Consider the following 18,667-nt stretch of genomic DNA (forward strand, 5'->3'; position numbering starts at 1 on the left):
GTGTTTTGTTTATTAATTTATAAGAGTATTTTTTATATAAAATTTCAGTTACCCCTATAAGGGCCTTGATGGAATATATACGGAATGATTTGTAATTGGTTTTTGCGTTAAGAAGGTGACTGTTTTTAAAATGTTGGTGTTTTTGATACACGTTTTGGGGAATTTTGGGGATTGTTGTTGTTTTTAAATTTAGGGATATCCCAATAACATGTCCCCTGTATGTTTGCTTTTTATGTGAATATGGCCTGTAAATAAGCTGTTATTGAGTTAAAATGATCTAAAAAATTACCTGTTCATGTTAGTGGCCTGATTTTTTCATTTAGTTTTTCTGAAAAAAAGTAATAAAAATGAAAATCTCAACCACCCTATTGATTCTTCTCATTTTATCCTTTTGCAGTTGTAAAAAGGAATCCCTCACAGATGATTTGTCTAATGTTGTACTCAGTAACAAAGGAATATTAAGAGTTGAATGTAAAGATTGTCAGGTAAGTTATTCTGTTCAAAACAAAGATTATAACGTAAATATAAAAGATGGAAGTGAAGATATTCCTTTCTTTTATGTAACGGATTTCAATCTGAAGACCCAGGTTAAGTCGTTAGAGGCCCAGGGTATCCGGTTAATGGTCATAGATTCTTATGGACGTGTTGTTTCTAATGAGCTTAATTCCTGTAAAGAGGGGGAAGTTCGAGAGGGATCGTTCACTGTTAAAGCTAAGTAACCTTAAGGAATAATGTGGTGTTTGAACCTTATTTAGGGCTCAATTGGGAAAGTTATGCCCCAACTTCACTAAAATTCATGAATTATTGATTCTTTTTGTAAGAAAATGTTACTTTTACACTTAGTTTAAATAAAACGAATATTTAATTATAAAAACCTTTGATAAAACAAGTTAGTTGGAAATTATTTGTTTACGTTTGAATTAATTTTAATAAACCAAAAAAATGCTTTATAAGCTATGGAGAGTAACGAAGGCGTTAAAAAAATAATATTAGTTGTTGACGATGAACCAAGCATACTCAAATTGTTAAATTTTATATTATCATCTACTTATACATTGGTTATCAAAACAAGCGGTATTGAAGCGATAGCCTGGCTGGAAGAGGGAAATGACCCTGATCTGATTATATCTGATCTGATGATGCCCTATTTTGACGGAAGTACACTGATCAAAAATCTTAAAATAAGCGGTTTTTATAGAAATACACCAGTTATATTACTTTCCGGGGCTGATGACCTGGAGGATAAGGTAAAAGAAATGCCCTTTAAAATAGATCGTTTTGTGGAGAAGCCTTTTAATCCTACAATTTTAAAATCCCATATCACACAACTCCTCTCATGATGATAACAGCTACTATAAATCGACCTGAGATCAATGCAAAGATTGTGTACTTTGGTAAATTGCTCAAAAGCGTGGTTTTTGAAGATTTTGACTCGAATTTTAATATAGAGCATTTAGAAAACCCTGATGATTTTAGGCGCCATTTGGATAACCAGTCTTTATTAAGTTTACCGGATATTATATTAATAGAGGTAGATGACAACAAGGATTGTTTTGATCAGGTAAAGTATATCAAGAAGAATCCATTGCTTCATGGATTGGTTATTGTACTGTTAGGTATTAAGGAAGATAAAGTATGGAGAAAAAAAGCACTGGACTTAAAAGTAAATGATTATTATACTTATCCTTTCCCGATTGAAGATTTTTACGAAAGACTGAATTTTCTGATAAAGTTTAAATTGATCAAGCCAAAGCTGCTGGAACTCTCCAAACAGATGGATGTGGAGTATCAGATTCCTTTGACCAAACGGGTTTTTGACCTTTTGGCGTCGGGTTTCGCCTTGTTGTTTTTAACGCCGATTTTTATTGTTGTTGCCATTTTGATTAAACTCGAATCAAAAGGTGAGGTGATATACAGAAGTAAAAGAGTAGGGGCAGGATACAGGATATTTGATTTTTATAAATTCAGGTCAATGCGCAGTGATGCCGATCAAATGATCGCTTCCATTGCAGAACTGAACCAATATTCAAATGAATCAAATAAAAAGAACGGTAAGGCTGCTTTTGTTAAATTTAAGGATGATCCGCGAATTACAAAGTTAGGTTCTTTTTTAAGAAGAACCAGTATAGATGAACTGCCTCAGTTGATCAATGTATTTCTTGGAGATATGTCGCTGGTCGGTAACAGGCCACTGCCATTATATGAGGCTGAACAGCTGACGACAAATGAATGGTCGACAAGGTTTTTAGGCCCTGCAGGTTTAACAGGTTTGTGGCAGATCAGTAAAAGGGGAAAAAAAGATATGTCGGAAACTGAGCGGAAAGAGCTGGATAATTTTTATGCGGATAATTATTCTATTTTGCTTGATTTAAAGATAATCTTGAAAACCATTCCTGCGTTGATACAGAAAGAAAAGGTTTAATGACATATTCTATGCTGAATTCTATTTATTTTTTTTTGAAAAAGATAAATTTTTTTTTGGTTAATCATAAAAATTATAAAATAGATGAGGCATAATTTTTTGATTTTTTCTGTTTATGTACTAATGCTAACTTCCTGCTCAAAAGGACAGAAAGCTGCTCATGTAGAAAATGTAATACCTGATCTATTACCCGAGAAAAAGCCGCTTGTTTATGGTACTTTAGAAAATCATCTAGGTATTAATGCTTTTGAATGGAGCTTTTCTGAAAGTAACAATTCTATTATATCGCCTGGAAAAATGGATGTTATTAGGTCTTTTGGTGGATTTAGACATTATTTGGATTGGGAAAAGATAGAGCCCGAGGAGGGTAGATATACTTTTAGCCCAACTCAGTTTGGTGGATGGGATTATGATATGATTTATGCCTGGTGTAAAAAAGAAGGTATTGAAATTTTAAGTTGTTTGAAAACTTGTCCACCATGGCTACTAAATTCCTATCCAGAAGGAAAGCGTGATGCGGAAAATGTTCCTGCGCCATATGGATTAGATAGAAATCTGCCGGCATCTTATATTCAGCAAGCAAGGGCCGGCTTCCAGTTCGCAGCTCGTTATGGAAAGAATTCAACAGTTGATTTATCACTGATAAAAGTTGACACCCGACCGCGTTGGCCCGGAGATCCTGGAAATAAAGTTAAAGTAGGACTTGGATATGTTAACTATATTGAATGTGATAATGAACGCGATAAAGACTGGAAGGGGCCTTTAGCTCATCAGAATGCCGAGGAATATGCTGCTAATATGTCCGCGTTTTATGACGGAGATATGGGAAAACTAGGGCCGGGGGTTGGTGTAAAGAGTGCCGACCCAAATATGAAAGTAGTTATGGGTGGACTGTCAGTATCTAAAAAGGAATATGTACTTCAGATGATAGCATGGTGCAAAAAAAATAGGGGATATAAACCGGACGGATCTGTTAATTTATGCTTTGATGTAATTAATTACCACCATTATAACAACAATGATGCAGGTACTGTAGGTAAAGCTCCCGAATTAAGTTCTGCCGCAAAAGTAGCAGATGGATACTTTGCTTTGGCGAATGAATCTGCAGGTGGAATGGAAGTCTGGCTTACGGAATGTGGTTACGACATTAATCCTGGTAGTCCTCAAAGAGCAATAGCAATAGGAAATAAATCGGCACTAATTACACAAGCAGATTGGTCTCTGAGGTCGGTTTTTTCTAATGTCAGACATGGATTGAAAAGAACTTTTTTTTATATGCTTGACGATGTGGATCCAAACAACGGGGGGCGGTTTGCTTCTTCCGGTTTCGCTGTAGGCGTTCAAAGAAGACCCGTTGCAGATTACTTTTATCAGGTAAGAAAATTAATGGGTTCGTTTAAATATTTGGAAAATAAAGGTATTGACCCGATTGTTGATATTTATAGTGAAAACAAAAGGAAAATTTATGTACTTTATATACCTGACGAAATTGGTAGAACTGCCCGCTACGAATTAGATTTAGGTAATGCAACAACTGCAACAATTTATACACTTGTACCTGGAGCTGATGACATGAAGTTGGAAAAGGCTAATACAACAAATGGTAAACTAACGTTAAATGTTTCAGAAACTCCGATTTTTGTTGAATCAAACATAAACTAGAACATTTATATTATAAATTCTAATAAAAAATACATGCCTACTATCCTAACGAATAAGCTTTTTAGTTTATATGTAAGATTGCGTTATCCTTCTGTGCCAGCAAATCTTAGATATTTTTATCGGGATACCTATAATTGTGAAATGACACAAATTAAGTATATATTTCGAGATTTTCTTTTTAAAAAAAAGTATAAAGATATTTATTTTAGTGGTGAATTTGCTCCTGAACTTCAATTTGCTTTACCCTTTGCTTACTGGCACCATTTGAATGGAACATTAAGAAGTACACATTCTTCAAAATTCACAAAGGAGTTATATTTTTTTTCAGAAAATCATTTCGAAGATTTTGAGATTCGGACTAATGAAGGAAACTATAATTTTGAATTACCACGCATTTTATACAGTCATGATTATGATATGCGTAAATGGGTTGCGGTGCCATTGAAAAAACATTATCAAAATGATGTATATGTTTTTAGTAAACCAATTTTGATTATAGCCAATCGTTATAACATGGAATGGGATGGCCCTCCTATAAGTTTTTATGACATTGAAACACTAGATTTTATCATTTCCAAGCTTAAAAATAGTTACACTATTATTTATAACCGGCCTAGGCCTGAGCACATCACTACGGATAATAGTGATACTTATGATTTAAATGAATATGATTGGTTGGGAAAAGAACATCCGGAAGTTATACTCATGGAGAACTTATTCAAAGAAAATAAAGCCAAGGCTAATAATTTTAATCACCTTCAGTTAATGGTATACGCAAATGCCAGTAAGTTTATTTCTGTTCACGGTGGAACTGCAGCTTTAGCGAGCTATTTTGGCGGAGTTAATCTTGTAATTTCCAAACAAGGTCCGGAACATCATTTTAACTGTTATAACCACTTGTATCCTAAACTTTCCGGAGCATCTATCTATCATGCAAAATCAAACGATGAAGTAAGGAGTTTAATAGAAGAGCATTACATTTAACGGAGTTGAGCGTAGTGCTTTATTTTATAAAGCTGTCTATTATTTCTTTAATCTGTTCCGCACGTTTATCCCAAGTATTTTCTAAAGCTAATTTTTTTCGTAATTCTAATTTTACTTGATTATTAGTTGCCAGCTCGTTGTTAATAGCCATTGAAAAAGATTTGGCGTTATTACAGTAACTCACTAATTCTTGCGACGTAAATTCTTTGAGGTCGGGGTTAAAATCAGTAAGTACAACCGGCTTGCCAATACTTAAATACTCAAAAAGTTTAATGGGAAAGATGGTCTTACTCACTTCATCAAGCTTAAATGGAATAATTGCTATGTCGAAACTGCTGATTATTTGGGCTGCTTCTTCGTAAGGTATCGGACCAAGGATATGTACATTTTTAAACTTATAATATTCATCTGGAACAAAGTTCCTGTAAACAGGTCCAACAAGTACAAAACTTTTATCTTGGTTTGCCTCAATAACTTCCTTCAGCAGTTCGTAGTCAATTCGTCTTTCAATCGTACCTAAATATCCCACTACGGGTTTTGGATATGATTTTAACTTTGGATGTTCAGTTTCGCAAACAACAGGGTTATTGCTCAAATCAGTTCCATTTGGTACAAAGAAGGTATTTTTATTTTGTGCTTTTTTTTCTTCATAAAGCGCCCTGCTTGTACAGATTACCAAATCACTTCCTTCAACCAATTGCTTTTCAGATATTATCCCATGTTTCATGTCGTATGGTACAATCATGGGATCAACACAATGATAAACACTCAAAGCTGGCTTAATATAACTTGATATATTAGGGTAATGGAAGTTAAATGAGTTAATGTAAATGAATTGGTCAATTTTCCTTGTCCTAAGAATTTTTTTTATTCTCCTGGATATAATTGATTCATTAACCTTAAGTAGAGATCTAAATAAAAAACTTTCCGGCAAAAAGTTAATCGGTAAAACCGGGGGAGTAATTACAATTTTTAAATTGGGTAAATCAGTATCTAATATTCCATCCGAAAACAGAGAGAATTTCTTTTTTCGGTTTTTTAAGCTTTCTGATTTTTTATGTTGAAAATAATCTTTAAGTGTAAAAGGGTAATCGATGAAAAAAACTTTATTATCTTTTGATAAACTCCTTGCAATAAAAAGAGAGGTAGCCTTAATATCACTATCAAAACGTGTGTTTCCCAAAAAGATAATAACCTTGTTTTTTAAAGCCATAAGTTAATTCTGTTATGTATTTAGATCACATTGAAGTTGTCAAGCGTTTACTAAGTTAGGTATTCATATCCCATTTCATGTAATTCGGCTCAAGTTAAGCTTTTTTGCAACGTTTTTAATATTCCAAGTATTTAACCGGTCATTTTTTTTAAATAATTTTACAATCAAAATTATAGTTTTAATGCAATGGTGATTGGAATTCCAATTCAATGATCGTTTTATACTCTAACTATAATTGTTATTTTTGCCTAAATTAAAATATAAAATATTTTGTTTGCATTTTCAGGACTCAATAAGGTGTAGATTCATATTAATGGCAATTATATTATTATATTCATTAATAAGTTGTATTTTTAATGCGGCATCCATATTTACCAACTATGAAACATAAATTTAATGCCACATTAGCGTATCCAAATAATAGAATGTATTATTAATATGTGTTACTTTTAAATGTCTTATCATTTTAAAACGGTCGGATTATGTTTGGTTATTGATTACAAAAACAGCTTTGTAGCATATATTAATAATTGTATTTGCTCAATAAAATTAACGGTTGTGAATTACATATCGCTAAAAATCAGGAAGATGTGGACTTCTGATGGATAATCTAATTTTTTTACATAGTGTTGGAATCAATAAGCATCTTATTATTTAAATAGAATAATCAAAAAACAAATAAACAAAATGAAAAAAAAATATTTCGTTACCTCAGTGGTATTATCGATGTTAACTATTAGCACATTTGCTCAGGAATCAATTATTGGGGAAATCAATTATGGGTTGTTAGAAAAATATATCGAAGCTGCTCGTGTAAATTACCCTAAACGGAAGTTAGTAAAAGCGCAAGAAGATATTTCGAAGGCAGGAGTTACCATTTCTCAATTATCGTATCTTGATATATTTTCTGCGTCCTATTTTTACCGTCCAAATGATAAGGCCGCAATCATAGCACCGGGAACAGTTAATCCATATATTGTTAATGGAATCCAGTACGGTATAAATATAAACCTGGGCAATTTTCTTCAAAAACCCTTTTTAGTTAAACGTGCTAAAGCTGAGTATAAAGTAGCACAATTACAAACCGCGGATTATGATGTGTCTCTTGTTACTGAAGTTAAAAGAAGATATTATAACTATGTACAAATGCTACAAGAGCTGAAAATAAGAACCATCAAAACACAAGATAATAAAAGTGTTGCAGATAATTCTAAGCGTAGATTTGAAAAAGGCGAGATTACCTTAGATCAATACAATTTCAGTCGTATACAATTGGCAGATGCAAGTACAGAGCGCCTTCAAACGGAAGTAAATTATTTAAATGCTAAAGATGCACTGGAAGAAATTATTGGTCAAAAATTAACAGATATAAAATAATAGTAAAAGGAACTTAATAAATGGATATTAAAAGGTTTTCGAAAATACTAAAGAAGTTTTCATGGATATTGATTTTATTGCCAGTAATTGCTGGGACCCTAACTTACTTTCTCTCCAAAAATCTTCCGAAAAAATATAAATCAGAAGCACAGATAGCCACGGGACTTGTAGACCAGTCTAAACAAATATCAACCCAAGTTCAATCTGATTTTTTTAAGATCAGCCAGCAATTTAGTAATATCATTGAAAAAATGAAAATGAGAAAAATGATGGGAATACTTTCCTATCATCTCATTATTCATGATTTAGAAAATCCAAGCACTGCTTTCAGAAAAAACAGTTCTAAAATAGATTCACTGTCCCAGTCTGATAAATCAGAATTAATTAATATCTACAAAAAAAAGCTAAGTGAAAAAGCTACAATTACCGTTTTGGACAATAGAAATAAATTCAAATTATTCGATTTGCTCCAATCAATGGGATATGATGAAGCTAGTATCAATGAAGATTTGACCATTTACAGAGCAGAGAACAGCGACTTCATAAATGTGCAGTTTACTTCTGAAGATCCTTTGTTATCTGCTTTTGTAGTAAATACGCTTTCAACAGAGTTCATTAATAATTATAGCGTAGAAGTTTATAATAATCAGAACAACTCTATTTTGCTTCTAGATTCATTGTTAAAGAAGAAAGAACAAGATATGAATGCGAAAAATAGCGCACTGAAGGACTTCAAAATGAAAAACGGAGTCTTAAATGTTAATGAACAAGGTGCAACTTTATACGCTCAGATATCTCAATATGAAGAAAAAAAGGCGCAGGCGATAAGAGATATACAAGCTAATTTAGGTGCATTATCGGCTATTAATAAAAAGCTGAGTGGGAAAGATGAACCGTTTTTAGGAGGGAGTGCCATTGAAGACAATAATAATATTCTCAATTTAAAATCACAGATAAAAACAGCCAATGACAGGTATATAGACGGAGGTTTTAAAGTAGCAGATAAAAAGAAAGTAGATTCTTTACAAAATCTGCTTAGTATCCAGTCTTCCAAAGTCTCAGATAAAAATGTAACTGATCCTCTTGTTCCAAGACAGGGACTTGTTCAGCAAAAAATAAATCTTGAAGTATCTACCGACCAGATTAAAAATACCATTAAATCAATTGATAGAGAGTTGGCTACTTTAAAAGCAAAGTACAGTACAATGGTGCCATTTGATGCTGGCATTCAAAACTACGAACGCGATGCCGATATTGCTACGAAAGATTATATGGCAGCACTTGATCGGACCAATCAAAGTAGAACGGAGCAAAACACTGGTTTAAAGCTTCAGATCGCACAAATTGGTTTACCAGGTACGCCAGAAAAATCAAAGGCGATACTGTTTATTGCAATGTCTGCCGCTGCCAGTTTTATGTTGTGTTTTGTTATTCTATTGATTCTTTTTCTGCTTGACAGATCTGTTTATACCACAGCTCAATTGGCCAAACAAACCGGTGGGCCAGTTTTAGGCTTACTCAATTTAATTACAGAATCAGACAAAGAACCCAAAACGATTTGGAAAGATAAAGGAGACAATTTAAATTATAATGTCTATAAAGACCTTTTAAGATCCGTTCGGTTTGAAATTGATAAAGCATTCGGTGATAGTGAGTCAAAAATATTAGGCATCACAAGTTTAAATATTGGTGAAGGAAAATCATTTTTAGCATCCAGTTTGACTTATGCATTTGCTATGACTGGAAAAAAGGTATTGCTTATAAGTAGCGAAGAAGATAGTGTAGATAAGGATGGATCTCAGAAACTGATCCCCAGTGAATTTGTAGGTACATTTATTGTGAAGAAAGAAGTACAAACAGAAGACCTCATTACTGTGTTTAATATGAAATCCAGCAATTCTTCTTTATTGGAAACTCAGAGCAGTGCTAACATAAAAAATGGGTTTGATCTTTTACGGAAGGAGTTCGACTATATTATAATTGACATCAATAACTTAAAGGATGTTAACAATACCAAAGAATGGTTGTATTTTACGGACAGGAGCATTGCGGTATTTGAGTATGGTAAATCAATAGGAGATGGAGATGCTGAATATATCAACTATATCAGGAACCATCCAGGTTTTATGGGATGGATACTCAATAAATTTAAGTATAAAAAGAAATAGGTCATGATAATATCTGAAAATAAAGTCAGTCCTAAATTCATGAGTTATCTCTCATGATGCAATTTTTTAATCAATTGCCTTTTAGTTTAAAAAGGATCTTGTTTGTCATTATTGGTTTGATTTTGACAACGGCGATTAGTTTTTTTTCATTCCAATTGGGAATTATTGTCCCCTTAATTGCGATAGGTTTATCCGCTGCTGTTATTTTTCTGATCATTAGCTTTAATCATCCTAAGATCACATTATGGGCTTTAATTTCCTATTGCTTCTCCATTGCATTGATAAGTAGAGAAATTGGCGGGGATATTCCATATGGTACATTCATAGAAGTATTGTTATTTCTCACCTGGTTATTTGCAGTACTCAGGGTGCCGGTTGAAGAATGGAAGAAAGTTAAGAATGATCTTTTTTATATAATAGTAATTTGGTTTTTACTAAGCGTTTTAGAGGTAGCAAATCCGGCGGGGGCAAGTATAATGGGTTGGTTACAGGAGATCAGATCGGCAGCACTATATCCTTTGTTAATTATACCTGTCACCTATGTTTTATTTAATACTAAGAAAGACCTAGATTCTTTTTTAGTATTAGTAATTGTCTTTTCCGTATTTGGAGCAATAAATGGTATCAAACAATTATATATTGGTCTTTCACCCGGCGAACAACGGTTTATTGACGACGGAGGTTACGTTACCCATATGTTATTCGGTCAGCTACGCGTGTTTTCATTTTATAGTGAAGCGGCCCAATTTGGAGCTTCTCAAGCGCATATCGGTTTAATATGTCTTATTTTAGCCTTTGGGCCTTACAAATGGTGGAAAAGAGCTTTATTATTTTGTATTTCTCTTCTTTTGCTTTACGGGATGCTTATTTCTGGTACAAGAGGAGCACTTTTTGTGCTGGTATCTGGTGTATTTTTAGCAATAATATTGAGTAAGCAAATAAAGGTCATTCTTATAGGTGGGCTTATTGCCTGTTCTTGTTTGTTTATACTTAAATTTACTTATATAGGAAATGGAAATTATCAGATTTACCGTTTAAGAAGTGCTTTAGACCCTACGGATGCATCATTTAATGTAAGGCTTAACACTCAAAAATTGCTTAGAGAGTATATGAGTACCAGGCCTTTTGGGGGCGGACTTGGTGTTATTGGAGCCTGGGGAGCAAAGTATAACCAGGATAAGTTTTTAGCGCATATTCCTCCAGATAGTTATTGGGTAAAGGTATGGGCAATGTATGGAATAATAGGTTTTATAATATGGCTGTGTATCATGATGTATATCCTGGGTAAATGTTGTGGTATTGTTTGGAACATCAGGGATCCGGACCTAAGAATAAAAGGGATAGCAATGACATCTGGTTATGCCGGTATTTTAATTTGTAGTTATGGAAACGAAGTTATTAATACAATGCCATCCTCAATAATTGTATATGTTTCATGGGTGTTTATATTTATAAGTCCAGTTTTAGATAAAGAAATATCAAATAAAAATAATTTGTAATATGCCTTACGAAATTTTTGCTATCCCTGCTTTGTTATGCCTGATTTACGGAATTATAAAAGGGTTAAAAATGAATAATAAAGAACCGTTAAGTAAATTATAATCCTTTTATCATTAATGCTATCTTTGGAAATGTCATTGACTTCTAAAATAAAATCGAATCCATTGCTAAAGAAAATGGCACACTGGCTGCTCATACCAAGTGGCGAACACAGGCCAAGGCTTTGGGTAAGGTTATTTATCAATCCATTTAAACACAAAAGGGGAAGAAAATCTATAATTCGATCTAGGACTCGTCTTGACGTATTCCCTTTTAGTCAGTTTGTTTTAGGAGATGGTTCTGTAATTGAAGATTTTGGTACGATTAATAATGGTGTTGGAGAGGTTATAATAGGACACCGGACAATTATTGGTTTAGGAAATACAATTATTGGTCCTGTTGTTATTGGAGACGATGTCATGTTAGCTCAAAATATTGTTTTGTCAGGAATGAACCACGGTTATCAGGACGTTACCATACCACCAAGTAGACAAAAAGAAATTAGAAAATTGATTACCATAGGTGATGCTGTATGGATTGGCGCTAATAGTGTCATTACTGCTGGGGTAACTGTTGGAAAACACAGTGTTATTGGAGCCGGAAGTGTGGTTACTAAAGATATTCCACCTTTTTCTGTTGCTATTGGTAATCCGGCTAAAGTGATAAAACAGTACGATGAATTAAGTGGGACCTGGAAAAAGATAGATAAGTCGTATAAATAATATATATATATGAATCTAATTAAAAGTCCATTCGACGAAGTTACCTTATTAATAACGCACTACAATCGAAGCAGGTCTTTGGAAAGGTTATTGCAAAGTTTTTCCGATTACGGCACAAGATTCTATGACATAATCGTATCTGATGATGGAAGTAAATCCGAGCATATTTCCTATATAACCGAGCTTAAGAAGAGATTTGATTTCCAGCTTTTACTTGCCGAAAAGAACAGAGGCCTGGGAAATAATATTAATAAGGGACAGGAGGCTGTAAAAAGTGAGTTTACCTTATATGTTCAGGAAGATTTTGTTCCGCTTCCCGGGTTTGAAAAACCCCTGGCCGATGGATTAAGTATTTTAAAAGACGATCCCTCCGCTGATACTGTTCGGTTTTACTCGTATCTTGATTATCCACAAAAAAAATATTATAGAGATGGATTTTCAGAAATGATCTTTGATCCTTTTTCTTTGAATCTACACAAATTTCCACTATACAGTGATCATCCTCATTTGAGAAGAAGTAACTTTCTGAAAAAATTTGGCAAGTACAATGAAAATAAGCACTCTGATAAAACAGAATTTGAAATGATGCTTTCGTTTATCAGAAATAAAGGTAAAGGATATCTTTATAATGACTATAAATCTGTTTTTGATCAGGTTAATGATTCTTTTGAACCAAGCACAGTACACCGCGTATCTTGGAGAGCAAGTAACAATTTATTGATCAAGTGGATACGGTATATCTATAGACAGATATCATATAATTATTCGCTCTATATAAAATAAGTTAATTTTCTAACAACAACGGAAACAAAAATTAATATGTCAAAAGCAATAAATGGTGTTTCTTCCGGTTTTATTAACGACGTCATCATTGTAGGGCAACAACCATGGGATACCGAAATCGGAAGCAACTGCAAGGATATAGCTTTTGAACTTAGTAAAACAAATAGAGTTTTATATGTGAATTCTGCAATTAACAGAATTACCCTGATCAAGGAAAGAGACAATCCGAAAACAAAACTACGTTTGGATGTTGTACGGGGAGAGGAAAATGGCCTGGTAAAAATAACAGACAATTTATGGACTTACTATCCGGATTGCGTTGTTGAATCTATCAATTGGATTAACCCTACTTTTATTTTTAACATATTAAATAAACGCAATAACAGGAAATTCGCACATGCCATAAGCAAAGCGCTAAATACTTTAGGATTTAAAAATCCCATACTGTTTAATGACAATGAAATGTTTCTCGGCTTTTATCTCAAGGAGTTTTTGCAGCCAAGGCTTAGTATTTATTACGCGCGAGATTATATGATTGCGGTTAATTATTGGAAAAAACATGGAGCTAAATTGGAGCCAATCCTGATTGGCAAAAGCGATATTTGTTTTACAAACTCAGCCTATCTCGAAAGGTACTGCATGTTATATAACAACAGTTCTTTTAATGTTGGACAAGGATGCAATATCGAAGCATTTAAGAATGTTCCTGATAAAAAGATCGAAGAGTTAAGTCATATAGGCAAACCTCTTATAGGTTATGTTGGTTCTTTGAGCAGTATTCGTTTAAATATACAACTTCTAGAATTGATTGCAGTTTCCTATCCTCAATACGTACTGGTTCTGGTAGGACCAGAAGATAATGAATTTATACAGAGTAATCTGCATAACTTACCAAACGTATTATTTCTTGGACAAAAACCTACCGAGGAACTGCCATTATATATTCAAATGTTCGATATATGTATTAATCCGCAGGAGATTAATGAAGTGACTATAGGAAATTATCCTAGAAAGATAGATGAGTACCTGGCCATGGGAAAACCGGTAGTTGCAACAAGAACAATAACAATGGATGTTTTTGAAGATTATGTCTATTTAGCAAACAACCAAAGTGAATTTATAGAACTTATCAATAAGGCATTTGCCGAAGATGATGAAATTAAAATAGAAACACGCAAAGCTTTCGCCTTTACCCATACATGGGAGAGGAGCGTACAGGAGATGAGGGATAAAATAGCTTTGGAATTACAAAAATAAGTTAGCACCTACTTTATATGTTTATTATACTGATATTATTTATTGTATTGGGATCGATTATAATTATTCATTTGCTATTTCCAGCTTTTCTGTTGTTGATATCATCATTGTTCAGAATTAAAAGTAAAAAAAATGCTAACCCTGATACAAACGGTGCTGGAGATTATGCAGTTATTGTAACAGCATACGAAGACCTCTCTTTGATACATGCTGTTGTCGATTCCATCCTTAAAGTTGATTATGGTAATTTTATAATTTATATAGTTGCAGACAATTGCGATGTTTCTACACTTAATTTCGCTGACGAAAGAATAGTTGTTTTAAGACCCACCGAAGTACTATCCAGCAATGTCAAATCCCACTTCTATGCCATTAATAATTTTAAGAGACAACATGATAGAATAACGATTATAGATAGCGATAATTTAGTGCAATCTTCTTATTTTGTGGAGCTAAACCATATTTTTGATTTGGGCTATCATGCGGTTCAGGGAGTTCGGGAGGCCAAAAATTTAAATACAAGCCTGGCCTGTTTAGATGCTGCAAATGACATATATTACAGATATGCAGATAAGGAGTTATTAACCTTGGCAGGTTCTTCAGCATCTTTATCAGGTTCCGGAATGGCATTTTCTACTGAACTTTATAAAGAATGTATGTTAAAACTTGATGCCAGCGGTGCAGGTTTTGACAAAATTTTACAATACGAAATTGTGATTCGAAAACTTAAGATCGCATTTGCTAAAAAAGCAATCGTATATGATGAAAAGACATCTAAATCTGATCAATTGGTTAAGCAAAGGGCCAGATGGATAAATACCTGGTTTAAGTTTTTTAAACTTGGTTTAAAGATGATGTTATCGGGAGTAGTAAATAGAGATTGGAACCAATTCTTATTCTCAATTATGCTTGTAAGGCCACCATTATTTATTCTTTTGTTTCTTTCTTTGTTATGGTTTGCAATTGGGTTATTGATTGTTCCCGAACTAAGTTTAATTATTGTGATTTCCTCTTTTATATTTGTTTTCACTTTTATGAAATCATTGAGTCATTTTAAGGCTGACAGAAGAATTTATCAATCTTTAAAGCGTATCCCAATATTTATATTTTTTCAGGTACAAGCGCTTTTAAAGGCCAAGAAAGCAAACAAACTCTCTGTGGCAACGAAACACGACCATAATACAACTATAAATGATCTGGATTAAACCAATAATAATGGTTGGTTAAAGAAATTAATTAAGAAGTTTTCTTATAAGAATCTTCTGGAAGCTTAGAATTGAAATTGCTAAAAAATCTTTTTAGCTCTTTGTTGATTCTTGACATTAGGGCTTTCGTAAAATCATTGCCATCTCGTTCTAGCGTTCTTGTTCCGGTCCATGCCCGAGCTCTGTTAGATCTTACCTGCCGGATCTTACCATATTTCATTAACCCCAAACACAGCTGCCCGTCATCGCCCCAAAAATTATCATTTATAAATCCCACTTTCAGACCTAGTTCTTTTATATAGCCCATGCTAATTCCATACGCATTAAAATAAGGTCTGTTAAGCTGTCTGAATTCTGAAATGATATCTTTCATTTTCTCAAGCATATAAAGTTTCCATCTAGGAAAACCAGGACTACTTATAAAAGAATATCTGCCGTACACACATACCACATCTTTCTTTTTCAACACTGCTAACATATCATTAACCCAACATGAAGGGTAAAAACAATCAGCATCGGCAAGTAGTACAAATTTGCCTTTTGCATTTAATTGTCCAAGTTGCCTGGCGGGTCCACATCCTTGTACTTTTTCAAACATACTTTTAATATGCAGTTTAGAAATTGTATCCTGTGTTCTGTCTTTTGAATTATTATTTACCACAATAATTTCAATGGGGAAGTCAAATTTTGTTTCAGAAAGACTAGCAATACACCTTAAAATGTTAATTTCTTCATTCCAGGCAGCTATTAAAATAGTAACCAATGGTTCGTCACCGATGATCTTATCGAGCTTTTTATTAATTTCGTCAAAGGTACTCTGAGGTATCTCTTCAAATTTGTTGAATGGAAAATCAAAATCTCTTAACCACTTAGGATTTTTAAAAAGCTTCATACAAAAGGAAATCTTATCTAATTCAATTGATTAGTATCTTAATAAAGATATACTAAGGTAAGACTATAAATTTATTTAATAAATTATTTATAGTCTAAACTGTATATTATTTGAACATATTTGTTTTCATATATATATATTTAAACTTTTAATCAATTGATATTTCAATGAATAGAAGATCCTATTTAAAAGGTATTGTTTTTTTGGGAGCTGCTAGTGTTGTAACCTATTTTGCCGGTATAAAAAAATACTTTAATAGGGCTCAGGATATTGGGCATATAAAAGATAAGGAACCAATTTTGGCCGAATTGGTAGATCTTATTATTCCGGCAACTGAAAGCCCAGGTGCAAAAGATGCATTAGTACATCTCTATATCATCAAAATCTTAACAAATTGTCATACTAAAGCTTTACAAAATGAATTTCTGGCAGGAATCGCAGATTTGGAAAAAAAAGCCATAAGTAATTATAATAAAGATTTTTTAAAATGTACACTACCTGAGAAAATGGCGGTTTTAGATCTGTTTGCAAGAAAATCAGGTTACAACTCAGCAATTCTGAATAAGATCATTAAAAAAATATTCGGTGAATCATTTTTTCCTATGTTAAAAAGATTAACTGTTGAAGGATATTGTCTTTCAAAACCGGGGGCAACACAAGGGTTAGAATACGATTATATTCCTGGTGCATTTTATGCATGTGTGCCCTTAAAAAAAGGACAAAAATCCTGGGCAACAAAATAGCTGTAGATTTTTATAATATGAAGAATTTAAATTTTTATGATGCGATTGTAATTGGGTCTGGTATCAGCGGGGGGTGGGCAGCAATGGAATTATGTAAAAAGGGATTGAAAACGTTACTTCTTGAACGTGGAAGAGATGTCAAACATATACAAGATTATCCCACAGCTAATTTGAACCCGTGGGATTTTGAGTTGGGCTTTAATAATACACTAAAAGATCAGGAGAATGATCCCATACAAAGTATGGCATATACTCCTGCAGACAAGCATTTTTATGTGAGTGATAAAGACCAGCCTTATGTTCAGGAAAAGCCATTTAATTGGTTTCGCGGCTATCAAGTAGGCGGCAGGTCGTTACTATGGGGGCGCCAATGTTATCGTCTTAGCGATTTAGATTTTGAGGCAAATTTGAAAGAAGGCGTAGCCATAGATTGGCCAATAAGATACAAAGACATTGCCAGCTGGTATAGTTACGTGGAATCATTTATCGGCGTTAGCGGAAAACATGAAAATCTATCACAGTTGCCCGATGGAGAGTTTTTGCCGCCATTCGAATTGAATTGCATAGAGGAACATTTAGCTGATTCTATCCTCAAAACTGAAGAAAACAGGTTACTTACCCCAGCGCGCGTAGCCAACCTAACGAAAGGCTGGGATAATAGAGGACCATGCCAAAATAGAAATCTTTGTACCAGGGGCTGTCCATTTGGTGGTTATTTTAGCAGTAACAGTTCTACAATCCCTTCTGCAATGGCTACAGGTAATTTAACATTGAGGCCTTTTTCAATCGTTGTTGAGTTAATATATGATGAACAAGAACAGAAAGCAAAAGGAGTTAAAGTAATTGATAGCGTAAGTAATGAAGTTCACCTATTTTATGCAAACATCATCTTTATCAATGCATCTACTATACCAACTACAGCATTATTACTTAACTCCGTTTCCTCAAGGTTTCCAAATGGGTTTGGAAATGATAGTGGCCAGGTAGGACATAACCTAATGGATCATCATTCTTCTGCGGGAGCATTTGGAATGCATGATAGTTTTAAAAATCAGTATTATAAAGGTAGACGGCCTTGTGGATTTTTAATTCCAAGATATAGAAACCTGAATAATAATGAAAATCTTGGTTTTAGCAGAGGGTACAACATCCAGGGTCGGGGCCAGCGTCAGGAGTGGGTAGATCTTTCTTCTTCAAATGGATATGGAAGTCAGTTTAAAAAAGAAATCACAACACCTGGTAAGTGGATGGTATGGATGGCCGGATGGGGAGAGTGTTTGCCATATTTTGAAAATCGAGTCAGTCTAGTTCCCGATAAAGTAGATAAATGGGGGCAAAAGTTAATAGCTATTGATTTTGAATTTAAGGATAATGAAAGAAAAATGATGGATGATATCAAAGACACGGCTACTGAAATGCTTATAAAAGCTGGTTTTAATAATATTGATAGTTTTAATTACAATAAACCAGGAGGTTCCACTGTACATGAAATGGGCACGGCAAGAATGGGGAACGATCCAAAAACGTCGGTATTGAATAGATTTAACCAAATGCATTCTGTAAAAAATGTTTTTATAACTGATGGAAGCTGTATGACCTCTTCGGGATGTCAAAATCCTTCATTAACTTATATGGCTTTAACTGCCAGAGCTTGCGATTACGCTGTTAAGCAATTAAAGCTGGGTAATCTTTGAGTCCTG

General features: G+C 33.7%; 16 protein-coding genes. 14 read left to right on the top strand and 2 right to left on the bottom strand.

Annotated elements, in window-relative coordinates; translation table 11 throughout:
- The first annotated feature begins 347 nt into the window (after window positions 1-347).
- The 5 genes from PHEP_RS09710 (at window position 348) to PHEP_RS09730 (ending at window position 5,068) form a co-directional block, all read left to right on the top strand.
- Window positions 348-719 (top strand): hypothetical protein, encoded by a 372-nt coding sequence (locus PHEP_RS09710; RefSeq protein WP_015807773.1) that lies wholly within the window; start codon window positions 348-350, stop codon window positions 717-719.
- Between the two features lie 237 nt (window positions 720-956).
- Entirely contained in the window at window positions 957-1,340 is a 384-nt protein-coding gene (locus PHEP_RS09715) for a response regulator (RefSeq protein ID WP_015807774.1), read from the top strand.
- Window positions 1,337-2,422 (top strand): sugar transferase, encoded by a 1,086-nt coding sequence (locus tag PHEP_RS09720; RefSeq protein WP_015807775.1) that lies wholly within the window; start codon window positions 1,337-1,339, stop codon window positions 2,420-2,422. The genes PHEP_RS09715 and PHEP_RS09720 overlap by 4 nt, the downstream gene beginning before the upstream one ends.
- Window positions 2,423-2,506: 84 nt before the next feature.
- Complete coding sequence (locus tag PHEP_RS09725; RefSeq protein WP_015807776.1) at window positions 2,507-4,084, top strand: beta-galactosidase; 1,578 nt, start codon at window positions 2,507-2,509, stop codon at window positions 4,082-4,084.
- A gap of 33 nt (window positions 4,085-4,117) precedes the next feature.
- Window positions 4,118-5,068: a hypothetical protein gene (locus tag PHEP_RS09730; RefSeq protein ID WP_015807777.1), complete on the top strand. Its 951-nt coding sequence runs from the start codon at window positions 4,118-4,120 to the stop codon at window positions 5,066-5,068.
- Window positions 5,069-5,087: 19 nt separating this feature from the next.
- Here the strand turns inward: PHEP_RS09730 and PHEP_RS09735 are convergent, their stop codons facing one another.
- On the bottom strand, window positions 5,088-6,281 hold the full coding sequence (locus tag PHEP_RS09735; protein WP_015807778.1) for a glycosyltransferase: 1,194 nt from the start codon (window positions 6,279-6,281) through the stop codon (window positions 5,088-5,090).
- A gap of 687 nt (window positions 6,282-6,968) precedes the next feature.
- Between PHEP_RS09735 and PHEP_RS09740 the strand changes: the two genes are divergently transcribed.
- From PHEP_RS09740 to PHEP_RS09770, 7 genes are all read left to right on the top strand, one after another.
- The gene (locus PHEP_RS09740) at window positions 6,969-7,658 is read left to right on the top strand and encodes a TolC family protein (protein ID WP_015807779.1); all 690 of its coding nucleotides are present in this window, start codon (window positions 6,969-6,971) and stop codon (window positions 7,656-7,658) included.
- 20 nt (window positions 7,659-7,678) lie between these two features.
- The gene (locus tag PHEP_RS09745; RefSeq protein ID WP_015807780.1) at window positions 7,679-9,826 is read left to right on the top strand and encodes an exopolysaccharide transport family protein; all 2,148 of its coding nucleotides are present in this window, start codon (window positions 7,679-7,681) and stop codon (window positions 9,824-9,826) included.
- 53 nt (window positions 9,827-9,879) lie between these two features.
- Window positions 9,880-11,325, top strand: a complete 1,446-nt coding sequence (locus PHEP_RS09750) for an O-antigen ligase family protein (protein ID WP_015807781.1) — start codon at window positions 9,880-9,882, stop codon at window positions 11,323-11,325.
- Between the two features lie 117 nt (window positions 11,326-11,442).
- Complete coding sequence (locus PHEP_RS09755; protein WP_015807783.1) at window positions 11,443-12,087, top strand: acyltransferase; 645 nt, start codon at window positions 11,443-11,445, stop codon at window positions 12,085-12,087.
- 9 nt (window positions 12,088-12,096) lie between these two features.
- Window positions 12,097-12,870 carry a glycosyltransferase family 2 protein gene (locus PHEP_RS09760; protein WP_015807784.1) on the top strand — a complete coding sequence of 258 codons (774 nt, stop codon included), beginning with the start codon at window positions 12,097-12,099 and terminating at the stop codon, window positions 12,868-12,870.
- Between the two features lie 36 nt (window positions 12,871-12,906).
- A complete protein-coding gene (locus PHEP_RS09765; protein ID WP_015807785.1) occupies window positions 12,907-14,127 on the top strand; it encodes a glycosyltransferase in 1,221 nt (406 codons plus the stop codon).
- A gap of 107 nt (window positions 14,128-14,234) precedes the next feature.
- Complete coding sequence (locus tag PHEP_RS09770) at window positions 14,235-15,332, top strand: glycosyltransferase family 2 protein (RefSeq protein WP_244862648.1); 1,098 nt, start codon at window positions 14,235-14,237, stop codon at window positions 15,330-15,332.
- Between the two features lie 31 nt (window positions 15,333-15,363).
- On the opposite strand, the gene PHEP_RS09775 is transcribed toward PHEP_RS09770, so the two are convergent.
- Window positions 15,364-16,224: a glycosyltransferase family 2 protein gene (locus PHEP_RS09775; RefSeq protein WP_015807787.1), complete on the bottom strand. Its 861-nt coding sequence runs from the start codon at window positions 16,222-16,224 to the stop codon at window positions 15,364-15,366.
- Window positions 16,225-16,391: 167 nt separating this feature from the next.
- On the opposite strand from PHEP_RS09775, the gene PHEP_RS21615 reads away from it, so the two are divergent.
- Together PHEP_RS21615 and PHEP_RS09785 are read left to right on the top strand one after the other, a co-directional pair.
- Window positions 16,392-16,967 (top strand): gluconate 2-dehydrogenase subunit 3 family protein, encoded by a 576-nt coding sequence (locus PHEP_RS21615; protein ID WP_015807788.1) that lies wholly within the window; start codon window positions 16,392-16,394, stop codon window positions 16,965-16,967.
- A gap of 17 nt (window positions 16,968-16,984) precedes the next feature.
- A complete protein-coding gene (locus PHEP_RS09785; protein WP_015807789.1) occupies window positions 16,985-18,661 on the top strand; it encodes a GMC oxidoreductase in 1,677 nt (558 codons plus the stop codon).
- Window positions 18,662-18,667: the final 6 nt, after the last annotated feature.

Source organism: Pedobacter heparinus DSM 2366 (assembly GCF_000023825.1).
Taxonomy (GTDB): Bacteria; Bacteroidota; Bacteroidia; order Sphingobacteriales; family Sphingobacteriaceae; genus Pedobacter; species Pedobacter heparinus.